The organism is Pseudomaricurvus sp. ABR4_320 (genome assembly GCF_056159445.1).
This window is the reverse complement of record NZ_JBSWVF010000020.1, coordinates 47,130-68,112: the sequence shown is the minus strand read 5'-3', so window position 1 is coordinate 68,112 and position 20,983 is coordinate 47,130. Positions and strand designations below refer to the sequence as shown.

The 20,983-nt window shown below is 44.7% G+C and carries 17 protein-coding genes; 14 read left to right on the top strand and 3 right to left on the bottom strand.

Features of this window, described 5'->3' with window-relative positions; translation table 11 throughout:
• Positions 1-283 precede the first annotated feature (283 nt).
• From ACXAFR_RS24060 to tnpC, 11 genes are all read left to right on the top strand, one after another.
• Positions 284-2,635 carry a TonB-dependent receptor gene (locus ACXAFR_RS24060; RefSeq protein WP_475181910.1) on the top strand — a complete coding sequence of 784 codons (2,352 nt, stop codon included), beginning with the start codon at positions 284-286 and terminating at the stop codon, positions 2,633-2,635.
• A 148-nt stretch (positions 2,636-2,783) separates the two neighbouring features.
• Positions 2,784-4,232, top strand: coding sequence for a carotenoid oxygenase family protein (locus ACXAFR_RS24055; RefSeq protein ID WP_475181908.1), 1,449 nt, complete (start codon positions 2,784-2,786; stop codon positions 4,230-4,232).
• A 47-nt stretch (positions 4,233-4,279) separates the two neighbouring features.
• Positions 4,280-6,055, top strand: coding sequence for a DUF3604 domain-containing protein (locus ACXAFR_RS24050; RefSeq protein WP_475181904.1), 1,776 nt, complete (start codon positions 4,280-4,282; stop codon positions 6,053-6,055).
• On the top strand, positions 6,052-6,960 hold the full coding sequence (locus ACXAFR_RS24045) for a peptidyl-prolyl cis-trans isomerase (RefSeq protein WP_475181901.1): 909 nt from the start codon (positions 6,052-6,054) through the stop codon (positions 6,958-6,960). Before ACXAFR_RS24050 ends, ACXAFR_RS24045 begins: the two co-directional genes overlap by 4 nt.
• Before the next feature lie 364 nt (positions 6,961-7,324).
• On the top strand, positions 7,325-7,981 hold the full coding sequence (locus ACXAFR_RS24040) for a HupE/UreJ family protein (protein WP_475181899.1): 657 nt from the start codon (positions 7,325-7,327) through the stop codon (positions 7,979-7,981).
• 75 nt (positions 7,982-8,056) lie between these two features.
• Positions 8,057-9,592 (top strand): FAD-binding oxidoreductase, encoded by a 1,536-nt coding sequence (locus ACXAFR_RS24035; protein ID WP_475181897.1) that lies wholly within the window; start codon positions 8,057-8,059, stop codon positions 9,590-9,592.
• Positions 9,593-9,606: 14 nt separating this feature from the next.
• A complete protein-coding gene (locus ACXAFR_RS24030; protein WP_475181894.1) occupies positions 9,607-9,939 on the top strand; it encodes a c-type cytochrome in 333 nt (110 codons plus the stop codon).
• A 536-nt stretch (positions 9,940-10,475) separates the two neighbouring features.
• Complete coding sequence (locus ACXAFR_RS24025) at positions 10,476-11,807, top strand: MFS transporter (protein WP_475181890.1); 1,332 nt, start codon at positions 10,476-10,478, stop codon at positions 11,805-11,807.
• Between the two features lie 508 nt (positions 11,808-12,315).
• Complete coding sequence (gene tnpA, locus ACXAFR_RS24020; protein ID WP_475181888.1) at positions 12,316-12,612, top strand: IS66 family insertion sequence element accessory protein TnpA; 297 nt, start codon at positions 12,316-12,318, stop codon at positions 12,610-12,612.
• A complete protein-coding gene (tnpB, locus tag ACXAFR_RS24015) occupies positions 12,609-12,965 on the top strand; it encodes an IS66 family insertion sequence element accessory protein TnpB (protein WP_475181885.1) in 357 nt (118 codons plus the stop codon). The genes tnpA and tnpB overlap by 4 nt, the downstream gene beginning before the upstream one ends.
• Before the next feature lie 29 nt (positions 12,966-12,994).
• Positions 12,995-13,951 (top strand): IS66 family transposase, encoded by a 957-nt coding sequence (tnpC, locus tag ACXAFR_RS24010; RefSeq protein ID WP_475181883.1) that lies wholly within the window; start codon positions 12,995-12,997, stop codon positions 13,949-13,951.
• 293 nt (positions 13,952-14,244) lie between these two features.
• Here tnpC and amaB read toward each other — a convergent pair whose 3' ends face one another.
• The gene (gene amaB / locus ACXAFR_RS24005; protein WP_475181881.1) at positions 14,245-15,738 is read right to left on the bottom strand and encodes an L-piperidine-6-carboxylate dehydrogenase; all 1,494 of its coding nucleotides are present in this window, start codon (positions 15,736-15,738) and stop codon (positions 14,245-14,247) included.
• Positions 15,739-15,855: 117 nt separating this feature from the next.
• Here amaB and ACXAFR_RS24000 point away from each other — a divergent pair, with 117 nt between their 5' ends.
• Positions 15,856-16,740, top strand: coding sequence for a LysR substrate-binding domain-containing protein (locus ACXAFR_RS24000; RefSeq protein WP_475181879.1), 885 nt, complete (start codon positions 15,856-15,858; stop codon positions 16,738-16,740).
• Positions 16,741-16,892: 152 nt separating this feature from the next.
• Here ACXAFR_RS24000 and ACXAFR_RS23995 read toward each other — a convergent pair whose 3' ends face one another.
• Complete coding sequence (locus ACXAFR_RS23995) at positions 16,893-17,075, bottom strand: hypothetical protein (RefSeq protein WP_475181876.1); 183 nt, start codon at positions 17,073-17,075, stop codon at positions 16,893-16,895.
• A 451-nt stretch (positions 17,076-17,526) separates the two neighbouring features.
• Between ACXAFR_RS23995 and hglS the strand changes: the two genes are divergently transcribed.
• Entirely contained in the window at positions 17,527-18,891 is a 1,365-nt protein-coding gene (gene hglS, locus ACXAFR_RS23990) for a 2-oxoadipate dioxygenase/decarboxylase HglS (RefSeq protein ID WP_475181875.1), read from the top strand.
• A 424-nt stretch (positions 18,892-19,315) separates the two neighbouring features.
• Here the strand turns inward: hglS and ACXAFR_RS23985 are convergent, their stop codons facing one another.
• A complete protein-coding gene (locus ACXAFR_RS23985; protein WP_475181872.1) occupies positions 19,316-20,407 on the bottom strand; it encodes a saccharopine dehydrogenase family protein in 1,092 nt (363 codons plus the stop codon).
• A gap of 113 nt (positions 20,408-20,520) precedes the next feature.
• On the opposite strand from ACXAFR_RS23985, the gene ACXAFR_RS23980 reads away from it, so the two are divergent.
• Positions 20,521-20,958, top strand: coding sequence for an Lrp/AsnC family transcriptional regulator (locus ACXAFR_RS23980; RefSeq protein WP_475181869.1), 438 nt, complete (start codon positions 20,521-20,523; stop codon positions 20,956-20,958).
• Positions 20,959-20,983: the final 25 nt, after the last annotated feature.

Genomic DNA, 20,983 nt, shown 5'->3' with positions numbered 1-20,983 from the left:
ATTATAATGACGGAGCGCAAACATAAACATCAATTTATCACGCCAATAGCAAGTACCTCTTTGCAAGCTCTACCAGCATTCTTATAGCTGACTTAATAGGTCTTTTAGTTTTTAGAAAAGTATTGACTTTGAGTGGTCAAAGAGAATTTATTCAGTCTTTAAATAGAATTAAAAACAGTAGTAAATAATAAATACAAGGAGCAAGTATGCCCGGCAAGACTAGCGAAAAAAAAATGAGTCAAATCGAAGTATTCGGAAATCAACAGCAGCTTTAGCAGTAAGCATGCTGTCACTATACAGTGGATATGTTTCGTCTGATTCAGATTCTGAAGAAAGCAAGTCTATAGAAGAGATAATAGTAACTGCACAGTTTAGAGAACAGAATTTGCAGGATACACCTATATCTATTACCGCAATTTCGGGAGACATGCTTGAGCAGAGAGGTCAAGTCAAACTAAGTGATATTGCTAGCAACGCGCCAAATGTTACCTTAACTCCCAGTGCTGGCGGTTACGGTCCGTCTATGGGTGCCTATATACGCGGGGTAGGGCAGTATGATTTTAATCCCGCACTGGAACCTGGCGTCGGTATATACATTGATGATGTTTACTATGGTGCAGTGATGGGCTCTCAGTTTGATTTACTGGACCTCCAACGAGTAGAGATTCTGCGCGGTCCTCAGGGCACGTTGGCTGGGAAAAATTCTATTGGAGGTGCGGTCAAACTGTACTCTAAAAAGCCATCAGGTGAGAACGGCGGTGTCCTTGGGGTTACGGTAGGACGGTATGATCGTCTTGACCTTCAAGGCAGCGTAGATTTTAGTATAAGTGATAATCTAGCTTTTCGACTCACAGGTTTATCACGTCAAAATGATGGATATATCACCCGCAAAGATTACGGATGTACTTTTCCAGACAGTGGGGTAGCGGCGATTATGCCCCTAAGCTCAGACTGTGAATTAGGAAAAGAGGGGGGGGGTGATACAACCGCCGCTCGTCTTATGGTTGCGTTCGATCCTACCGACAACGTGAGCCTTACCTTTAGTGCAGATATTTCAGAACAAGATAAAAATACCGATACCGGGGTGTTAATTAGTGGTGGCAATTCTAGCACTAATACGGCCGTCAATGGCGTGCCACTAGACAGCCGTTTTTTCACCGGAGGCTCCTATACAAACTATGCGACTTATGTGAATCCGGCAACAACATGGAAAACTCAGCCGCCTTTTATAGGAAATCCATATCTTGCTTCTTTCGATGGTAATGAAGTAAGCGAAACTCGATTTAACGGAAGAAGCAAAATCGAATCCAGTGGTTTCTCGTTCAATGCCAGTATAGATCTTAGCGATACTATTAATATTGAATCCATCACCGCCTATAGGGATTACGATACTGATTTCAATATGGATACCGATGCCTCTCCAACTAGTACACAAATTACATCCAATAGCGTGAAATACGAACAGAAAAGTCAAGAGTTTCGAGTTAATGGTACATTCTATGATGCGTCTATTAACTACACCCTCGGCTTATTCTACCTGGACCAGGACACGTCACTTACAAGTTTGATAGATATCCGAAGCACGCCATATCCTCTGGTTTTTGTCGGCGACTCCCCAGAATTGCCGGCAAAAACCAAAGCAGTGTTTTCAAGCTTTAGCTGGGATTTATCGGAAGCTTTATCGTTAAATCTTGGCTTGCGTTATACGGAAGAGGAAAAACAATATAATTTTGTGCGTGAAACCAAAGACGGACAAGAGCACCCACTGCTAGGTGATTTAAATGGATATTCCAGCAACTATGAAGGGGATAACGTTGACTGGCGAGTAAACGCCCAGTATCGATTTTCTCCGTCTGTTATGGCGTTTGCGTCGGTTTCTACAGGAGTCAAGGGAGGGGGAATCGGCCCGCGCCCCTTCAATGTTTACCAGGCATTGCCTTTTAATCAAGAAGAAGTTACGACCTATGAAGTCGGTATGAAAGCAGATCTATTTGACAATGCTTTGCGTCTAAATCTAGCCTATTTCTTCAATGATTACAGCGATATCCAATTATCCCTGCGTGATTGTAATAATGTCATTGGAGTAGATGGATTACCTCTGAGCGAGTTTAATGCGGGTACGCCTTGTGCTCTACCTCAAAATGCAGGAGACGCTGAAGCTCAAGGCATTGAACTGGAGGCCACTTACCAACTTGAAAATGGTATGTCGGCAGAACTGTCGGTAAGCACGCTGGATTTTGAATATACCAAGCTTAATCCGGGATTAGCTGGTTCTATCCCAGAGAATGGTATCACGCCATATACTCCGGAACTGAAATGGAATCTGGGATTATCCCACGAGCTAGTAACAAGCGTAGGAACTTTTTCTCCTAGAGTTGATGTTACCTATCAAGACTCAATTTATACAAGTCCCACAAATCTCGAAACTTCAGCAATCGATGAGCGTACGCTTAGTAATGCCAAATTAACTTGGACGCATCCGAATGATTCACTGTCAGCCACTCTCGGAGTGAATAATCTGACGAATAAGTATTATTACGCCAATCAATTCGACCTTCTTGCATCAAACGGAACGGTAGTCGGATCCCCGGGTCGGCCACGGGAATGGTATTTCAGTATTAAGAATAGGTTTTAATTGTAGATAGAACATTTAGTACGAAAGCTAACTAAGGCTCTTGTAAATAGTTGTTAGCCATCTACCTAATTTTAAAAATTATTTAATATTGATAGCCAACTGCTGGCCATCGGCACAGATATTTCAATTAACGTGTAGAGGCATGGTTATGGCTCATTATCCCAATTCTCAACAATTTACCGAAGTTCTATGCCTGAATAGATTTGAGGCGGATATTACTGACTTGGAAATTGAAGGCGAAGTTCCGCTGGATATAAACGGATACTTCTTTCGCGTTCACCCTGATCAACAATTTCCACCCAAATTTGACAATGATCAGTTCTTTAATGGTGACGGAATGATCAGTCGCTTCAATTTCCGATCAGGTCACGTTGATTTTCGGCAGCGCTGGGCGAGAACCGATAAATGGAAGCTGGAACACTCCGCTGGTAAAGCGTTGTTTGGAGCCTATCGCAACCCTCTAACGGATGACGCGTCCGTCAAGGGCGCGATCAGGGGGACGGCGAATACCACCCCAATTGTACACGGCGGTAAGCTCCTGTCACTGAAGGAGGATAGTCCGCCGTTGTTGATGGATCCAGAGACGATGGAAACCTTGGGCTATTCAGATCTTAATGGAAAACTGAAGTCCGAGACTTTTAGCGCTCATCCTAAAGTTTGTCCCGACTCCGGCAATCTTTGTAACTTCAGTTATGCAGCGAAGGGACTGTTGACGGAAGATTGCAGTTATATGGAAGTGTCGCCTGATGGGGAACTTCTGTTTGAAACGTTTTTCAAAGTTCCCTACTACTGCATGATGCACGACTTTGCGATTACAGAAAATTATGCCTTGTTTCATATAGTTCCAATCGTTTCAGACTGGGCAAGGCTTGAAGAAAACAAACCACATTTCTGCTTTGATCCCACTTTACCCGTTTTTTTGGGCGTACTTCCTCGTCACCAGAGTGGGACTAACGTCCGTTGGTATAAAGCCCCTAAAACCGTTTTTGCCAGTCATGTCATGAATGCCTACGAGGATGATAGGTTGATCCATTTTTTGATTCCTGAAGCTGAAGGTAATTGTTTTCCTTTTTTTCCAGATATTAGTGGAAAGGCATTCGAGCCAAGAAAAGCGTTACCCCGTTTGTGTGACTGGGTTATAGACATAAATGGCAATTCCGAGGCATTCAAGTCCGTTGAAAGATTGTCGGATTTGATAGGGGAATTTCCACGGATTGACGATCGATACTGCGGCAAAAGGAACCGCCACGGTTGGATGCTAACGAACGACCCCACCAGGGAGTATGCAGGCCAAGGAGGCAGGATTAGCGGTTTTAAGATGAATGTTCTAGCTCATTTTGATTTTGACCAGAAGACGGAAGATCTTTGGTGGTGCGGTCCTGAATGTCTTATACAAGAACCATGTTTTATTCCACGCGATCAAAATTCCATCGAGGGCGATGGATATATCGTTGCAATCGTGGATAACATGATTACGAACTATAGTTATTTGGCGATTCTGGAAGCGACTAATTTAGGAAAGGGTCCCTTGGCAAAAGTTAAGCTTCCTTTTCGACTAAGGTCCGGCTTACATGGCTCATGGAGCCCTCGCGGTTAATAAAAAATTAGTTTTTAGTCACTATAAAAATACTCAGGAGAGTACCAATGTATAAAAATATACTTGCCTCCGTTGCTATAGCTAATCTTTTCGGAATAGAACCGACACTGGCAAACGAACGAAATCTTTACTGGGGCGATACGCATCTACACACCGAAAATTCGGTCGACGCATTTGAAGCGGGAAATAGCAATGCTGATCTCGATACGGCGTATCGCTTTGCTCGAGGATTTCCCGTGCTGCATCCACGAACGGGACATAGGATCCAAATTACACGGCCGTTAGATTTTTTAGTCGTAGCAGACCACGCATCCTTGCTTTCTTTACAGCGCATGATCCAAGATAAAGATTCAACAGTCTTGTCTACACCAGTAGGAAAGGAATTGGCTGACCTCTACGAGGACGACCCTTATGCGATTTTTCGCAAAGTACTCGGACTAAGTATGAAAAGGGAAAACCAGGAACTACGCGAGCAGCTTCATGTTCCGGAAGTTATAAAATCGGCTTGGCAATATCAGGTCGATAAAGCTACAGAGTATAACGCTCCTGGTGAATTTACTGCTTTCATAGGATGGGAGTGGACATCCAATGCTAATAGCAAGGGGTTACATCGTGTGGTGTTTACTTCTGGAGCCGCCGAACAAGTGCGGGATATCCTTCCATTAAGCAACCTCGATACCGTAGTCCCTGAGGAACTTTGGCAATATCTAGAGGAAACCGAGAAGTCGACTGGAGCGGAGTTCATAGCAATTCCACATAATTCAAATGTATCACGAGGAAGTATGTTTCCGCTCGTACAGATGGATGGATCTCCTATAGATATTGACTACGCAAAGACCCGCATGCGTTGGGAACCAGTTATTGAAATAACTCAAACTAAAGGCACCTCTGAAACACATCCGTTCCTATCTCAGAAAGACGAATATGCTAATTTTGAAATTCGGGATACTCTACTCTCTGGTAAGCCAGCCGCCGCAGAAATAGGTTCATTTGCGCGACCAGCACTATTGAGAGGTTTAGAGCAGGAAAAAGACATCGGTGCTAATCCGTATCAGTTTGGTTTTATAGGAAGTACAGATTCACATTCTGGATTATCCAGTGTTGAAGAAAATAATTTTTATGGAAAAACAGGAAAAGATCTTCTTCCTGGGGAGCGCCTAAAAAATGAACTTGGTTACAATGAAATGTCAGCCTGGGAGGTTTCTGCTGGGGGCTTAGCAGCAGTGTGGGCTGATGAAAATAGCAGGGAGTCAATTTTTAGCGCTTTTAAGCGTAAAGAGGTATACGCTACAACTGGCCCTCGTATACAACTGCGAGTTTTTGGTGGCTTCAATTTTTCAAATCGTGATGTACGCTCAAAGGATCTCGCCAAAATAGGGTATAAGAAAGGCGTACCAATGGGGGGCACATTGATAGGTTCTCGTAAAACTTCACGTATGTCGTTATTAATAGACGCTGTTAAAGATCCCATCGAAGCAAATTTAGAACGTATCCAGGTAATAAAAGGTTGGTTGGACTCAGAGGGAGTAAAGCATGAAAAGATATTTGATGTCGCCGTTTCTGGAAAAGACCAGAAATCATATAACAATAAAAAGTCAACACTAACGCATTCTGGAAGTCAGCGCTTCACGCTAGCGTGGACTGATCCAGAATTTAATCCAAAGCATTCAGCTTTTTATTACGTCAGGGCAATTCAAGTTCCAACACCCCGTCACCATACTTTTGATCTCGTGGCTTTGAAAATGGATCCGGACAGTTTTTCAGAGCCGTCTATGATCCAAGAAAGAGCCTATTCGTCCCCTATATGGTTTCAGCCAAAATGAAGCTAGAGCTTATACGCCTTACGTTTAAAGAGCCACTGACTCACTTTCTTCTTTTAGCCAGTGTTGTTTTTATTTTAAGCTCCCGTGTAGACGACGAAAATATTGTAAACGAGCGAAATATTACGATCGACAGGGCGTCCATAATTAACCTTTTGCAGGAAAAAAATCGGGTATACGATAAGGAATATTTCGAACAGTATCTAGATAAACTTACAAAAAACGAAATCGACGATCTCGTAGAGGAATATACTCGCCAGGAAATTTTGTACAGAACAGCGATTTCTATGAATCTAGACTCAACTGACTATAGCCTAAAGCAATATCTTATAAAGCAGCTGGTACAACTAATACAGGGCTCCATGGAAAGTTCAAAAGTTTTCACAGAGAAAGAGATTGGAGATTATTACGAGAAAAATAGAAGTACTTTTTATATTGAAGGCAAGCTAAGTTTTACACATATTTATTTCGACGCATCGATAGGCACCAAAAATGATGCTGAAAGAAAAGCTGTTGATACGCTAGCTCTTTTTAAATCCTCTGATATGAAGATAGAAAGCGCTTTGCAGTATGGAGATCGTTTTTTATATCAATCATACTACTCTGACAAGCCGAAAGCACTGGTGGAAAATCACTTTGGTCAGTCAGCAGCTAAAGAGCTTTTCGACATACAAAAAAACGAGGAATGGACCGGTCCGATAATGTCAGACCATGGATTTCACTTGGTCTACGTATTCGATCATAAACCGCATTCCTATTTGGACCTAGAGACAGCTAGGCCAGAAATTATTAGGGATCTAAATTTACTCAGTAGAAGGGAATCGACAAATCTTTTTATCAAAAAATTGACAAAGGGATATGATATCTCAGTTTCTGATAATATTTATCAGGGGCGAGACCATGGTTAGGGGGTTCTTAGGTATATTTCCACTTTTGCTTTTGTTATTCCAGTGTCTCCCAAGCTATGCGGACAACAGTAGGCCGTTAGTAATTGAATTAAAGCAAAACGATTCTGAAAGATTCACGCTGGTTTGGAAAATGCCTCCAATAGCAAATGAAGCCGTTACACCAACTGTAGCGCTTCCTAGCATCTGCACGTTGAGTGGCCCTACATTAAAACATACATCCAGTGATGGTTATTGGCGAGAAGCTTCTTATCATTGCCATGGGAGCTTTCGTAATCGATATTTAACTATAGACTATCCGCGGTCAAACCCTGCACTACCTACCTTTTTTCGCACAAAATGGTTAGATGGGGCTGTGCAGGCTAATATGATTCCTGCAGGTACCAACTCAATATCACTACCAATTTGGGGAGAAAGTCGATCACTCGCCGTAGACTATCTCAGCCTTGGCGTCGAGCATATACTGGCCGGCTTAGATCATTTGCTGTTTGTAGCCTGCTTGATCTGGATCGCCAAATCTTTTAAACGGATATTTATTACGATTTCCGGGTTCACTGTGGCGCATTCAGTAACGCTTGTCATTTCTTCTTTCGAATGGTTCACGCTACCTATCGCTCCTGTCGAAGCCACAATTGCACTTAGTGTTGTATTCCTCGCCTCTGAAGCGATTAAAGCTAACGAATCGACGCTGTGTTATCGCCATCCATTTGTGGTGTCTTCGCTTTTTGGGCTACTTCATGGCTTTGGTTTCGCGTCGGCTTTATCAGAAATTGGCTTACCCGCGAACAATAAAATAGTAGCGCTACTCTTTTTCAATGTCGGAGTAGAGGTGGGTCAAGTTATATTTGCATTAAGCCTTATTTCTGCTGGCTTCGTCCTTAAAAGGCTCTTACATAAAATTGGGGACATAACTGACCGCGAAGAAAAGATATATGCACTGGTCGCCAGTAAGGGTGTTCTTTATATGATCGGTACAACCGCAATGTTATGGACGCTCGATAGAACATCGGAGTTAATTGGCTAGATGAATCCTCTTATCTTGTCGACATAAGCGATCCAACCTAATAAATAAGAGCTTTCCAAACCAAGGAATACGGTAATGAGCAAACAATTTAAAATAAATATAGATACTAAAAATATTGAAAGAGCCTTCGAATCTTTGCGAAGTATAGTCGGAAATGAATGGCTAATGACGACAGACAACGATAGGTCTATCTATCTTGATGCCTATGCTCTAGGAGATGGAAAAGAGCATTTACCTCTGGGAGCAATATCTCCCTCTTCTCTGGAAGAGATACAGGCGATCGTCCATGTGTGTAACAATTTTAAAATACCTTTATGGACCGTTGGCCGAGGAAAAAATCTCGGCTATGGCGCAGCCGCACCGGTCTTAAAAAATACCTTAGTGCTAGATCTAGGTAGGATGAATAAAATTTTGGAGGTCAATGAAAAGTACGCACATTGCCTTCTAGAGCCTGGAGTGAGTTTCTTCGATCTCTATAACTATCTACATAGTAATTCTATTCCATTATGGATGTCGGTTCCAGGCAATGCGTGGGGTAGCGTCGTTGGTAATGCCTTAGAAAGAGGAATGGGATATACCCCTTATGGTGATCACTGCGACCAGATTTGTGGGATGGAGGTGATATTACCAGAAGGAGATATCATTCGAACTGGTATGGGGGCTATCGAGGGATCTACTACTTGGCAGCACTATAAGTATGGTTTTGGCCCTAATTGGGATCAAATGTTTGTTCAATCGAATTTCGGAATCGTTACAAAGGCAGGCATTTGGCTACAACCAGAACCTGAGATGTCCGCCAAATTAAAATTAAAATTGAAACGTTTTGAAGATATTGAGTGGGCTATTGATATTTTGGCTGAGCTGCGTCGAAGAGATGTTATTCAACATAACATAGTTTTTGGGAATTATCTACACGACGCTACGGTTTTTTCATCTCGAAACGAATGGTACGAGGGGAAAGGTTCTCTGCCCGACGACGTCTCAGAAAGAATTATGGCAGCATATGACTTGGGTTGGTGGACGATTCATTTGCGCTTATATGGCTATGAAGACACAGTGAATTCTCATATGAGCCTCATGCGTAAGTTGATTGAACCTTCTCTGGGATCTAGTCTTGAATTCGAAATATGGCGGCAAGGAGACCCTATAGAAAAATCTGCTCGAGGTATTCCAAGTACTTTGCCATTACAGATTGTGAATTGGTATGGAGGGAGGGGAGGGCATATTAGTTTTGCACCTGTTCTGCCGCCTGATGGTAAGCTCGCGTTGAGTCAAGCTAATAAAATGCGTTCAAAATTTCAAGAATACGGATATGACTATTACACAAGCTTCACAATGGGAAAACGTCACATCAACAATGTCAATTTATTAGTATATGACCGGGATGACGATGATATGGTCAAACGTGGACGGATGTTGCTATCCACACTGATAGATCAAGCCGCTAAAAATGGATATGCGGAATATCGTTCACATATAGATTACATGGATACCATTGCAAATACTTATAATTATAACCACAACGCTCTGTTGAAGCTAAATCAGAAAACAAAACGGATGTTGGATCCTAACAACATTTTGTCTCCGGGTAAGAACGGTATTATAGGTTAGGCAAGGGCAACAACATGAAAATTAAAACATTATTATTTTTTGTGGTATCTGTTTTATGCAGTGGCTATTCGTTCGCTACCGATTCTAACGTTACAGAGGGTGGGGATGCTTACATAAAGGAGTGTGCTTTTTGTCATCAAGGATTTAACACCGGAGCTATCATGTTAAGGAAGCGCTTGGGAGAGGAGCGGGCCTATCTAGATTCTAGGGAAGATCTTACTACGGCTTATATTAAACATGTAGTTCGAAACGGAATAGGTAGTATGCCTGCTATTAGTCGTGTTGAGGTAACCGAAAGCCAACTAGCAACAATATCCGCGTATCTGACAAGAAATAATAATAATTGAATATTAGGCTGATTCGGAATGTTTAAGAGAAGAGCTTTTATACGTTTTTCATTAGGTTTAGGTTGTTTGGGATTCGTAAAACCTGGTTTTTCTACACAGGAATCGTTAAATCTTCCCAAGTATGCGGTTGTTAATAATAAGTTGATCAAAAATAATAAGGTTATTAATTTATCCAACAGTCCTAATTTCCACATTGAAAAGGTCAATGGTGAACCAACTCGTTTTTTCTATGGCAAGGGAAAACGATGGTTAACGGATGATTGTTCTGTTTTAGGTATCACAACCTATTCGGAGTATCTTCAAGTCGTCGGACTCTCTAGAGAATATTCCAGGATGATATCCTACGCCGTCATGCGTCGGCCATCGGGTAACGTGGAAGTCCTTACCGAGAGTGGATCGATTGCTACTACTGGTTGCGCCGACAGCTTGTTTCGGCTCGCGATGCAACATTTTGAAAGACCATGTGTAGTCTGGCTCTTGTCTTAGTGATACATGTTTTTACACTCTAAATCGTCATGTTTACTCAGGGAAATAAAATGACTCACAATACAGATCCCATCGGTTATCTAAATCAAGCGCCTATGAGGTTGCAACAATTTATTGTAGTAGGCATTGCAGTCATACTTACTGCATTAGATGGTTTCGATTTACTGTCTATTAGTTTTGCTGCTCCCGGCATTCTAATGGAGTGGAATATCAGTAGAGGTGCGTTGGGAATCGTTTTGTCGATGGAATTGATTGGCATGGGTATTGGATCTCTGTTAATGGGCGCTTTGGCCGATTCCAAAGGACGTAGGCCAACAGTGATGTTATGCCTGATTCTAATGGCGCTAGGAATGTACCTTAGTGTCTACGCAAATAGTGTGCTTGAATTGTCCATTTGTAGGGTTATTACCGGTGTTGGTATTGGTGGTATGCTAGCAACAACCAATGCACTGACAGCAGAAGTATCTGGCGCAAGGTATCGAAAGGTATGCATTTCGTTTATGGTCGTAGGCTTCGCCTTTGGAGGTATTTTTGGCGGGATGGTGTCTTCTTCTCTACTAGAAGAGTCAGGCTGGCGATCTATTTTCATGTTAGGCGCAATAGTTACGCTGTGTGTTTTGCCTTTCATTTATTTTTTCGTTCCGGAATCAATTCCATGGTTGGCGAGGAAAAGACCAGAAAGCGCGCTGGATAAGATCAATCGATCGTTAAAGACTTTGGGTCACCAAGTTATTATCCATGAGTTGATTGTAAAAAATGAGACGAATACTGAAGGATCATTTACGGATGTTTTTAAAAAGGGGCTTCGAACTCAAACTATACTAGTATCCGCCGTATATGTTTTTCATACCGTGACTTTTTATTTTGTTCTGAAATGGATTCCAGCTATCGTTGCACAGATGGGATTCTCTCCGTCTTTATCTGCTACTGTCTTAGTTTGGGCAAGTGTCGGGGGTTTGATTGGCGCACTATTGTTTGGGTTTATCGCGCTTAAAATTAATCTTAAAATTCTACTTGTGAGTTCTCTAGCGATGTCCTCTGTCGCAATTGTATTGTTTGGTCACACGCCCGCGAGAATTGATCAGTTTTCTTTTTACGCAGCTCTCGCAGGTTTTTTCTGTCAATCTTCCGTAGCGGGCATGTATGCGGCAATGGCGGTCGTATTCCCGGCCAACACGCGAGCATTCGGTACTGGGTTTGCACTGGGAATTGGTAGAGGAGGAGCGATTCTATCCCCTATAATTGTTGGCGTGCTTCTTTCGCAGAATTATACGCTACCGCAAGTATCTATCATAATGGCCGTGGGTTCGGGTGTCGCAGCTATTGCCTCCTTATTTTTAAAATTGAATGTAGGCTCGGAGGCACGTGCAATTACCCGGTGATGGAGTTCGGACACGTAGGTATCGTATCTTTAGAATTGAGAGGCGCTATGATCATAACTATGATACAAGCCTCTCAATGGGTGCTGCGGCTTCCTTTGACCGGTTTTAAATTAATATACATGGTTAAAGTCTGATAAAAATAACTTAGGCCTCATTCGACGAGGCTCTAGCCCGCATGTTGCACCAACACCCAACACTGTCATCCCGGAAGCCGCGACAGCGGCTATCCGGGATCTTCTCCCAGATTCACACGGATATTTGATCGGAGTTACCATTTTCAGGCGCAACTCCCCCTCACCCCCATTGTTTATCAACATGCCGGGGACAGCATTCGGCATGGTTTATGAGGTGTTCAGGCGACCAACAAGGGTACGGAAGAGATCTTGGTCAGGATACGAGCTGCTCATCATGATCCTGATGCGACGGGGTAAGCGCCGAAGCAACCACACCCTGTCGTTAACACCTTCCTTCAATTAACCTCCAAGCAAATCGACCTCGGAGGATGATCATGGCTCGACTCACACGCCAGCAATGGCAATCACTCATCGCGGAATTCGAAGTCAGCGGACAAACTCAAACTGAGTTTTGTAAACAGCGCAACCTCAATCCAAAATACTTCAGTCTCAAACGCAGTAAACTTATAGCAAAGGATGCCACTGCTGCCCCGGCTTTCACTGAAGTCATATTAGCTCAGCCTAGACCTGGTCGTAGTTCTATCGAACTTGAAATTGGCAGGGTTAAGATTAAGTTGCCGCAATCTACGCCCTCAGCCTATCTCGCGGATGTGATACGAGCCTTGGCATGATCGAATGGCGCAATGACATTCCTATCTATCTTCATAAGGCACCGGTTGACTTCCGTAAGTCGATCAATGGCTTATCTGTCATAGTAGCCGATTCGATGGCGCTGCCGATAACTAGGGCCAGTCTGTTCGTTTTCTGTAATAAATCTCGGCGACAGCTCAAAGTGCTTTACTGGGATCAGACGGGCTTTGCGCTTTGGCAAAAGCGTTTGGAGCGCGATAAATTTAAATGGCCTCGCCTGGGTGGCAATGAAATCATTACGCTCAATCATGAGCAGTGGTGTTGGTTACTCAGAGGCTTTGATATCAGCAAAATTAATCCACATTTACCGATTTACTATCGAGATGTTGTCTAGGCTCGAGTAAAATACCGGCAATGGATGACATGGCTGCCCTTGAACAAGAAAATCGAATGCTGCGAGAGCTGTTATCTGAAAAAGATAAAGAGATCACTCGACGTGATTCGCAGCTGGCCGCATTAAAAGAAGAAATCCAACGATTGCTGCTAAAGCGCTTTGGCAATTCTTCGGAGAAAATATCGGTCAATCAGCTCGGCTTATTTAATGAAGCCGAGGAGCTGAACGACGACGTCGTCACCGAAACCTCTACCGTAAAAAGCCACGAACGCAAAACTCGTCCTCGTGTCAGTATTCCCGCTAAGTTACCCCGTGAAGAGATCATTCACGATATACCAGACGAGGAAAAGATTTGTCCGAAAGACGGTACTGCGCTGGACGTCATCGGCAGCGAAGATCATGAACAGCTGGATATAATCCCGGCACAAATCAAAGTACTTCGACATCGCCGTTTAAAATACGCTTGCCCGTGCTGCGAGCAACACATCATTACGGCGAGCAAGCTAAAACAACCCATCGAAAAGAGTATCGCCAGCCCAGGGTTACTAGCCTTTATAGCCGTACAAAAGTATGCCGATGCCTTGCCGCTGTATCGCCAAAGCGAGATGTTTAAGCGTATCGGTATTGCCTTAGACCGAACCAATCTCGCCAACTGGATGGTGAAGTGTGGAGAACTGGTTCAGCCATTGATCAATCTACTTACCGAGCATATCCAGCAACAACCACTCATCCACTTGGATGAAACCACACTGCAGGTACTGGATGAACCGGGTAAACCGGCACAGAGCAAAAGCTATCTTTGGCTGATGGCCACCTTCGGCATGCAGTCAGCGGTTGTCTATCACTACCGAGACAACCGGTCACAGTCAGTGCCCTTAGAATTACTGACCGACCAAAGCAAAGCCATTATGGTCGATGGTTATGAGTGGTACCAAAAAGCCTGCGATACCTACCACATTGGGGTCCTACGGTTTTTGCCCCTATAGATTGCAAAAAGCTCTGTAGGCCAAGTATGACGGGACTTACAGAAGGGCATTAAACTTCGGTTAATGGGCGATAACCAACGATCGGTGCCATTACTGGCCTTAACCAACCGGTCATACTCCGTCAGACCCGAAGTGATTCACTGGAGGTATTTCAAGCCACAAACACTGTTCTTTCATTCTTCATTGAATTCCTGATAAGAGTGCACTCCCTTGCCGCTAAACGCGTTATCCAAATCTGAGCCGTACAGAGAAGTCAGAGTCATCTCGTCACAGCTCACTTGGGATTTAACGGATCAATCGAACTTGATACCCTGAGCTAGGGGCAGCTCACGTGAATAGTTAACGGTGTTTGTTTGTCGACGCATGTAGCTCTTCCAAACATCGGAGCCGGACTCACGACCACCACCAGTCTCTTTTTCACCACCGAAAGCACCACCGATTTCAGCGCCGCTAGGACCGATATTAACGTTGGCAATACCACAGTCACTGCCACTGGCAGACTGGAATATTTCCGCTTCTCTTACGTCGGTCGTAAAGATACAGGAAGATAGCCCCTGGGGAACATTATTCTGTAATGCCATAGCCTCGTCGAAGTTCTGATAGCTCATGACGTAGAGAATTGGCGCGAAGGTTTCCTCGCGGACAAGTTCGTCTTGCTCGGAGACTTCAACAATGGCTGGGGCGACATAGTAGCCATCGGGATAAATGTCAGCCAGCTGGCGTTCGCCACCAAAGACGCGATAGCCTTTATCCCGGGATTTCGCCAACATGGTTTGCATGGCATTGAATGCAGACTCATCCATCAGCGGCCCAATCAGATTACCCTCCATGGGATCTCCAATACTGATATTAGCGTAGGCTTTCTTGACCCGTTCCAATACCGTTTCACGGATACTTTCATGCACGATCAAGCGGCGCAAGCTGGTGCAACGTTGGCCTGCGGTACCGACTGCAGAGAACAGGATTGCTCGTACCGCCATATCTAAATCGCCGCTGGGGCAGAGGATCATGGCATTGTTGCCGCCTAACTCCAAAATGCTTTTGCCAAAGCGACTGGCAATTCGCGGGGCAATTTCTCTTCCCATTCGAGTGCTGCCGGTAGCACTGATCAGAGGCACACGATGATCATCAACCAGCGCCTCACCGGCATCGCGATCGCCAATAACCAACTGGCTTAGACCGGCTTGAGCATCCTCACCAAAAGCTGCCATCGCTTTTTCCAGCAGCGCCTGACAGGCTAGCGCGGTCAATGGGGTTTTTTCCGATGGCTTCCAGACGACGGCATTACCACAGACAAGCGCCAGAGCGGTATTCCAAGCCCAAACCGCAACGGGAAAGTTAAAAGCAGAGATAACACCGACCACGCCGAGCGGATGCCAGCTTTCACGCATATGGTGTCCGGGTCTTTCAGAGGCAATGGTTAATCCAAAAAGTTGACGAGACTGACCCACAGCCAAGTCGCAGATATCGATCATTTCCTGAACTTCACCAAGACCTTCTTGATAGATCTTGCCACACTCAAGCGTTACTAAGGTGCCCAAGTCTTCTTTATGTTTGCGCAGTTCTTCGCCGAGTAATCTCACCAGTTCGCCGCGACGGGGAGCTGGCACGTTGCGCCAAATATTAAAGGCAGCGTATGCATCGGTAATTGACTGAGCGACAGCGTCGGCCGAGACCAGAGTGACACGGCCAATCTCTTTGCCATCGACAGGTGAATAGACGGGATGGTCGCCATCTTGAAACAGATTGGTGGCAACGCCAAGTCGTTGCATGATGGAATCAATCATTCTCGCTCCGTTAAAATATTTTTTAATCCAGGATTAAATTTTGATTGCAAGTAGGTCCAGGAACAAGCGATCATTTATAACAACATCATTCCAAAAATTCATGCAAGGCTCTTCCTGATGATCCGTCGCCATCTGCCCACCATCGCCTCCATGCAATGCTTTGAAGCGGCAGCCCGCCACCTCAGTTTTACCCGCGCAGCGGAAGAATTAAGCCTGACCCAAAGCGCCGTCAGCAAGCAGATTGCTCAGCTAGAGTCCATGTTAGACCATCCATTATTCCGCCGCGTTCGTAAGCGCCTGCAAGTCACACCGGAGGGATCTTTATATCTGACAGAAGTTCGACGTATTCTCGCACAGATCGAAATATCCACCCGCTATATGCAGTCTTATGGTGGTCAGAGTGAAGTTCTCAATGTCACCACCTTACCAACCTTTGGAGTGCGCTGGCTGATCCCCCGACTGAAAGGCTTTCGCCTTAAACATCCACAGGTATACCTCAATATTGTTAACCGCATAGTACATTTTGATTTAGTTGAAGAGCGGGTGGATGTGGCCTTTTTCTTCGGCAACGGCATATGGCCCAAGGCGGAATGTGTCAAGTTGGTCGAAGAAGAGATGTGTGTGGTGTGCGCGCCGTCGCTTTTACCCAAAGGTGGCATCGCTGATCCTCTAGAACTTGCGAAATTGGTTCTCCTGCAAAGTGCGACCCGAGCTGAAGCCTGGCACGACTGGTTTGCTGAGCAAGGTCTATACACCGAGCGCAGCTATCACGGTCCCAAATTCGACAATTATTTGATGTCTTTGCGCGCCGCTCAAGTGGGTTGCGGTGTTGCGCTGGTACCGAAATTCCTGGCTGAGGAAGAATTGGAGCGGGGGGATTTGGTGATTCCGTGGGAACACACAAAAACCAGTGAAGAAGCTTACTATCTCGCCTACCCTGAACATAAAGCTAATCAGGAAAAGGTAAAAGCCTTTATCGGATGGGTGTTAGGGCACTTATGATACCTACTCTAAATAGTATCTTTGTTTTGCATCACCGGAGCTGAATATTTTTGATACGAATTAGCTGAACTTTCAATTGCCTGGGTTCGGATTGGTACGTTCATGCCAGTAAAGCCGAACCGGAGAATTACTTTTTGGAATGTATTGGAGAATTATTTTCGTTTGAGACTCTTACCAAGCTCTGTTTTCATTGCAACAGGGTTTTTCCTTGAATAAGAGTTGATGCGTGGAATTTCTGCAGATTTGTAAATCGTTGGGTGTCGTTCACCCGCTGAGATGAAGCGGGTGGATGTTTTATCATCGGTATTGGCGGGATGAACATAGGTTGCAATCATCCCTGCATCGTCGAGTCAGTGCATTAACAAGTGGGTTAGCTCATTCACTCCGCTTTTAATATTCTTCCGCGCCCTGGCTGTCTAAAAATATGTGAGGTTCTGTAAGAGTTTGTTACGGTATTTTTCCATAGGATTCATGCCCACCAACTGTGGCGTAGAAGCAACTGAAAACGCTTTAAAAATAGCACTTGTAGAAGCCGGCATGCGGTCATCATTGCTTTTGACGACGGATTACGCCAATCGTTGAGCAGTGGTCTGGTGCTGGACGTCTTCCGGCACAAGAATCGGGTTCTTTAAAAAACCTTCATGCTGGGGCTAAGGAAGTCAGGTCGCACGGTTTTCGAACAGGCCCTTACAGCACCCATTACAGGCGCTATTGGCGATTGTAAAACAGTCGCACAAAACGCCTGAAATTTGTTAACCCCAAATGTACACGAGAGAGATCAAGAAGATGACGGCACCCTTTCTTTCTACCGATGAAATCCGGGATCATTTTTCCAAAACCATGTCTGCGATGTACCAGAAAGAGGTCCCCAAGTACTCCAATTTGCTGGAACTGGTACAGCAGGTCAACAATAAGACGTTAGACGTAAATCCACAACTGGCGCAGCACCTGAAGGCTCACGATGAACTGCACCGCTTGGACGTAGAGCGCCATGGTGCGATACGTATCGGCAAGCCGAAAGAATTGTTTATGTTGCGCCGGCTGTTTGCGGTCATGGGCATGTATCCAGTTGGATATTATGATTTGTCCCCAGCAGGCGTTCCCGTACACTCCACCTGCTTTCGTCCGATTGATGACACTTCCTTGGCGATAAATCCATTTCGTGTATTTACATCACTCTTGCGTCTGGAATTGATTGAAAGTGAGCCTCTGCGTAAACATGCCGCGGAAGTCCTTGCCCAGCGTGATATTTTTACGCCGGGTGTGAAAACGTTAATCGAACGCTGCGAGCACAAAGGCGGATTAACCGAGACGGAAGCACTACGCTTTGTCGATGAGGCTCTAGAAACGTTTCGTTGGCATTCTGATGCGACTGTCGATAAAGAGACCTATGAAGCGCTTCACAGTGAACATCGCCTTATTGCCGATATCGTTTGCTTCCATGGCCCACACATTAATCATCTCACGCCTCGCACCCTCGATATCGATGCGGTGCAGATGGGGATGACCGAGGTTGGTATCGACCCCAAACTGATTATCGAAGGGCCGCCACGCCGTGAGAATCCGATCCTCTTGCGCCAGACGAGTTTCAAAGCGCTGGATGAAGCGATCCACTTTACCGATGACAGTGAAGGTTCTCACACCGCCCGTTTTGGAGAAATCGAACAACGGGGTCAGGCATTGACGGCCAAGGGGCGTGAGCTCTACGACAAACTGCTCACCAATTCTCGAGAGCTGACCCGCGGGCTGAGTAATGATGCGCATCAGCGAGTTCTCGGCGAGGCGTTTGCGGAATTTCCCGATACTGCAGAAGAAATACGCCAGCAAGAGCTGGGTTTCTTCGAATATCGCCTCGCGCCGAATGTGACATTACCGAACAACATTGATGTCACAGATATCGATGCGTTAATCGCCGCCGGTGTTGTCACCGTCAGCCCGATGACTTACGAAGACTTCCTCCCAGTTAGCGCCGCCGGAATTTTCCAATCAAATCTGGGGGATAACGCACAAAGCGCCTACAATTCCGACGTCAATCGGGAAGTTTTCGAAGAGGCGCTGGGTGCAGAAGTTATTGATGAAATTACGCTCTATCAGCGCCGGGAAATGGCTTCAATTTCCAAGGTGATTGAAGCTCTGTATAAAAAGATCTGACGCTGTAACCGGGTTTAACAACACTGTTTTTTCAGGAAGGAAAATCATGAATGTTAAAAGCTTTCATTTAATGATCGAAGAACGGCAGAATCATACGGATAAGGTGTCAAAAAAACGAAGCATTTGTCAGTAGAGGGAAGTGTTATTTACGGTGGGGATGTCCCTAGCACTTCAGTACGCCTACAACTAAATTGATAGGAGCATTGAGATGATGAAAGATTCTTAGCCAGCTTCGAACCCTTCGATGTGACTTTTAGCATTTTATCTCACTAGTAGCGAAAAATCCTGGAGTAAAAACCCTAGAGCTAATATTTCTGGTTGCTCTAGGGCAGATACCTGACACGATATAATGCACAATCAAATATTTATTCCAAGAGGTCAGGCATCATTTTCTATAGGCGAAACAGCGACAACTGGATACAGCTCAGTCTCCCGCAGCTTTGCCTGCGTATGCCTCTCCAAAGCGGTTCTTTATAAATTTTGAAAAGCTAATGTCCTCTTGGCAAATAAAGCCGCTCTGTGGAATCTCGCCTTTTACTAGCATATCCAAAACGGCACAGATACTGGCTGCAGTCGTAATTTGTATAGCCCCCAGAAGCTGCCCATTGAACTGGCGACCATAGATCTTGTTCACATAACATTTCTGTAGAAAACTTCCCTTAGAGTAGCCTGTTGCGCTTATAAATATGACGACAACATCTTGGAGCGTTCTGGGTAGTGCTCGTTCAAAAACCTGTTTCAACAGCTCTTGATCATCCTTCAAACGTAAATCCTGCAACAGTAACTTCATTATGTCCCTATGTCCCGGATAGCGCACAGAGCGGTAATTGAGGTTTTCTACCTTACCGAGCAGAGTCTCACAGAGGCTCCCTAATCCTCCAGAGGTGTTAAACGCTTCATAGCGATCGCCATCGAGGGTAAAGGTTTCTAATTCTTCAAGCGCCAGAGTTTGAATTAGCTTTCCGTTTGCAATGGCTTCGCATGGCCGACAGTATTCATTCAGCAACCCATCAGTAGACCATGTGAGATTGTATTTAAGCGCGTTCGTGGGGTAGAGGGGGAGGGCTCCGACCCGCAAATGTAGGTCGTTGATCTTATCAAATTGGCTGGCAATATGATTAGCCGCGATAGAGATAAAACCTGGCGCTAGGCCGCACTGGGGAATAAAGGCACTGCGAGCGCCTTCAGCATAGGATTTTACCAGCTTCGTAGCCGCAACATCCTCTGTAAGATCCAGGTAATGAACGTTATTGCTGGCCGCTGATTTAGCAACAGATTCAGTATACTGGTAGGGAAGCGCATTGATGACGGCAAACTGTCCCTTAAGGATATTGCTCAGCGACTTCTCATCCGTAACATCCAAGTGCTGATAATCAATAGGATAGTGGATACTTTGTTGGATTTTGGTATCGATTTCTTTATCCGCTAGTAGAATACGGTAATCCCCTGTCTCCGCCAACAAGTTCGCGATAACACTGCCAATCTTTCCTGCTCCAACGACAACGACATTTTCCATGGTCTGTTCCTCCAATCAAAATATTTTTATTAGTCTAGTGGTGGGAGCTGCCGAAAAAAATGCTATATTCTGCGGTTCTTTATTCTTTTTATTAGCAAAGTAGCGGTGGTTTTGTGAATTTAACGGTTGATGATATTGATCGGCGTTTAATAGATCTGTTGCAGGAAAACGCACGCTTACCCGTTGCAGAACTCGCACGCCAACTTGACATGTCGAACTCTACGGTTAAAGATCGAATCGCTCGCCTAGAAAAACGAGGAATCATCAAAGGTTACCGAATAGATCTCGATCTAGACGTCATCAATGATAGCTTGGTTGCCCACGTGATGATTGATGTTAAAAGTCCGGAACCGATTGGCGTCGTACGACAGCTACAAAACTTAAGCGCCGTAAAATCACTGTCTACGATCAGCGGCGATTACGATTATATAGCGGTAATAAGAGCGAGAAATAGTCAAAGTCTCGATAAGATCATCGACCAAATTCGACAGATAGAAGGTATTCTAGGAACAACGTCTTTTATTCTTTTATCAAAAAAATTTGAACGTTGAAGAGATTAAAAAAACGGTATTCACG

What these genes read in the sequence shown, in the direction of transcription:
- ACXAFR_RS24060 (WP_475181910.1), top strand. Translation starts at nt 284, where the DNA reads ATGCTGTCACTATACAGTGGATATGTTTCGTCTGATTCAGATTCTGAA.
- ACXAFR_RS24055 (WP_475181908.1), top strand. Translation starts at nt 2,784, where the DNA reads ATGGCTCATTATCCCAATTCTCAACAATTTACCGAAGTTCTATGCCTG.
- ACXAFR_RS24050 (WP_475181904.1), top strand. Translation starts at nt 4,280, where the DNA reads ATGTATAAAAATATACTTGCCTCCGTTGCTATAGCTAATCTTTTCGGA.
- ACXAFR_RS24045 (WP_475181901.1), top strand. Translation starts at nt 6,052, where the DNA reads ATGAAGCTAGAGCTTATACGCCTTACGTTTAAAGAGCCACTGACTCAC.
- ACXAFR_RS24040 (WP_475181899.1), top strand. Translation starts at nt 7,325, where the DNA reads ATGATTCCTGCAGGTACCAACTCAATATCACTACCAATTTGGGGAGAA.
- ACXAFR_RS24035 (WP_475181897.1), top strand. Translation starts at nt 8,057, where the DNA reads ATGAGCAAACAATTTAAAATAAATATAGATACTAAAAATATTGAAAGA.
- ACXAFR_RS24030 (WP_475181894.1), top strand. Translation starts at nt 9,607, where the DNA reads ATGAAAATTAAAACATTATTATTTTTTGTGGTATCTGTTTTATGCAGT.
- ACXAFR_RS24025 (WP_475181890.1), top strand. Translation starts at nt 10,476, where the DNA reads ATGACTCACAATACAGATCCCATCGGTTATCTAAATCAAGCGCCTATG.
- tnpA (WP_475181888.1), top strand. Translation starts at nt 12,316, where the DNA reads ATGGCTCGACTCACACGCCAGCAATGGCAATCACTCATCGCGGAATTC.
- tnpB (WP_475181885.1), top strand. Translation starts at nt 12,609, where the DNA reads ATGATCGAATGGCGCAATGACATTCCTATCTATCTTCATAAGGCACCG.
- tnpC (WP_475181883.1), top strand. Translation starts at nt 12,995, where the DNA reads ATGGCTGCCCTTGAACAAGAAAATCGAATGCTGCGAGAGCTGTTATCT.
- amaB (WP_475181881.1), bottom strand. Translation starts at nt 15,738, where the DNA reads ATGATTGATTCCATCATGCAACGACTTGGCGTTGCCACCAATCTGTTT.
- ACXAFR_RS24000 (WP_475181879.1), top strand. Translation starts at nt 15,856, where the DNA reads ATGATCCGTCGCCATCTGCCCACCATCGCCTCCATGCAATGCTTTGAA.
- ACXAFR_RS23995 (WP_475181876.1), bottom strand. Translation starts at nt 17,075, where the DNA reads ATGATTGCAACCTATGTTCATCCCGCCAATACCGATGATAAAACATCC.
- hglS (WP_475181875.1), top strand. Translation starts at nt 17,527, where the DNA reads ATGACGGCACCCTTTCTTTCTACCGATGAAATCCGGGATCATTTTTCC.
- ACXAFR_RS23985 (WP_475181872.1), bottom strand. Translation starts at nt 20,407, where the DNA reads ATGGAAAATGTCGTTGTCGTTGGAGCAGGAAAGATTGGCAGTGTTATC.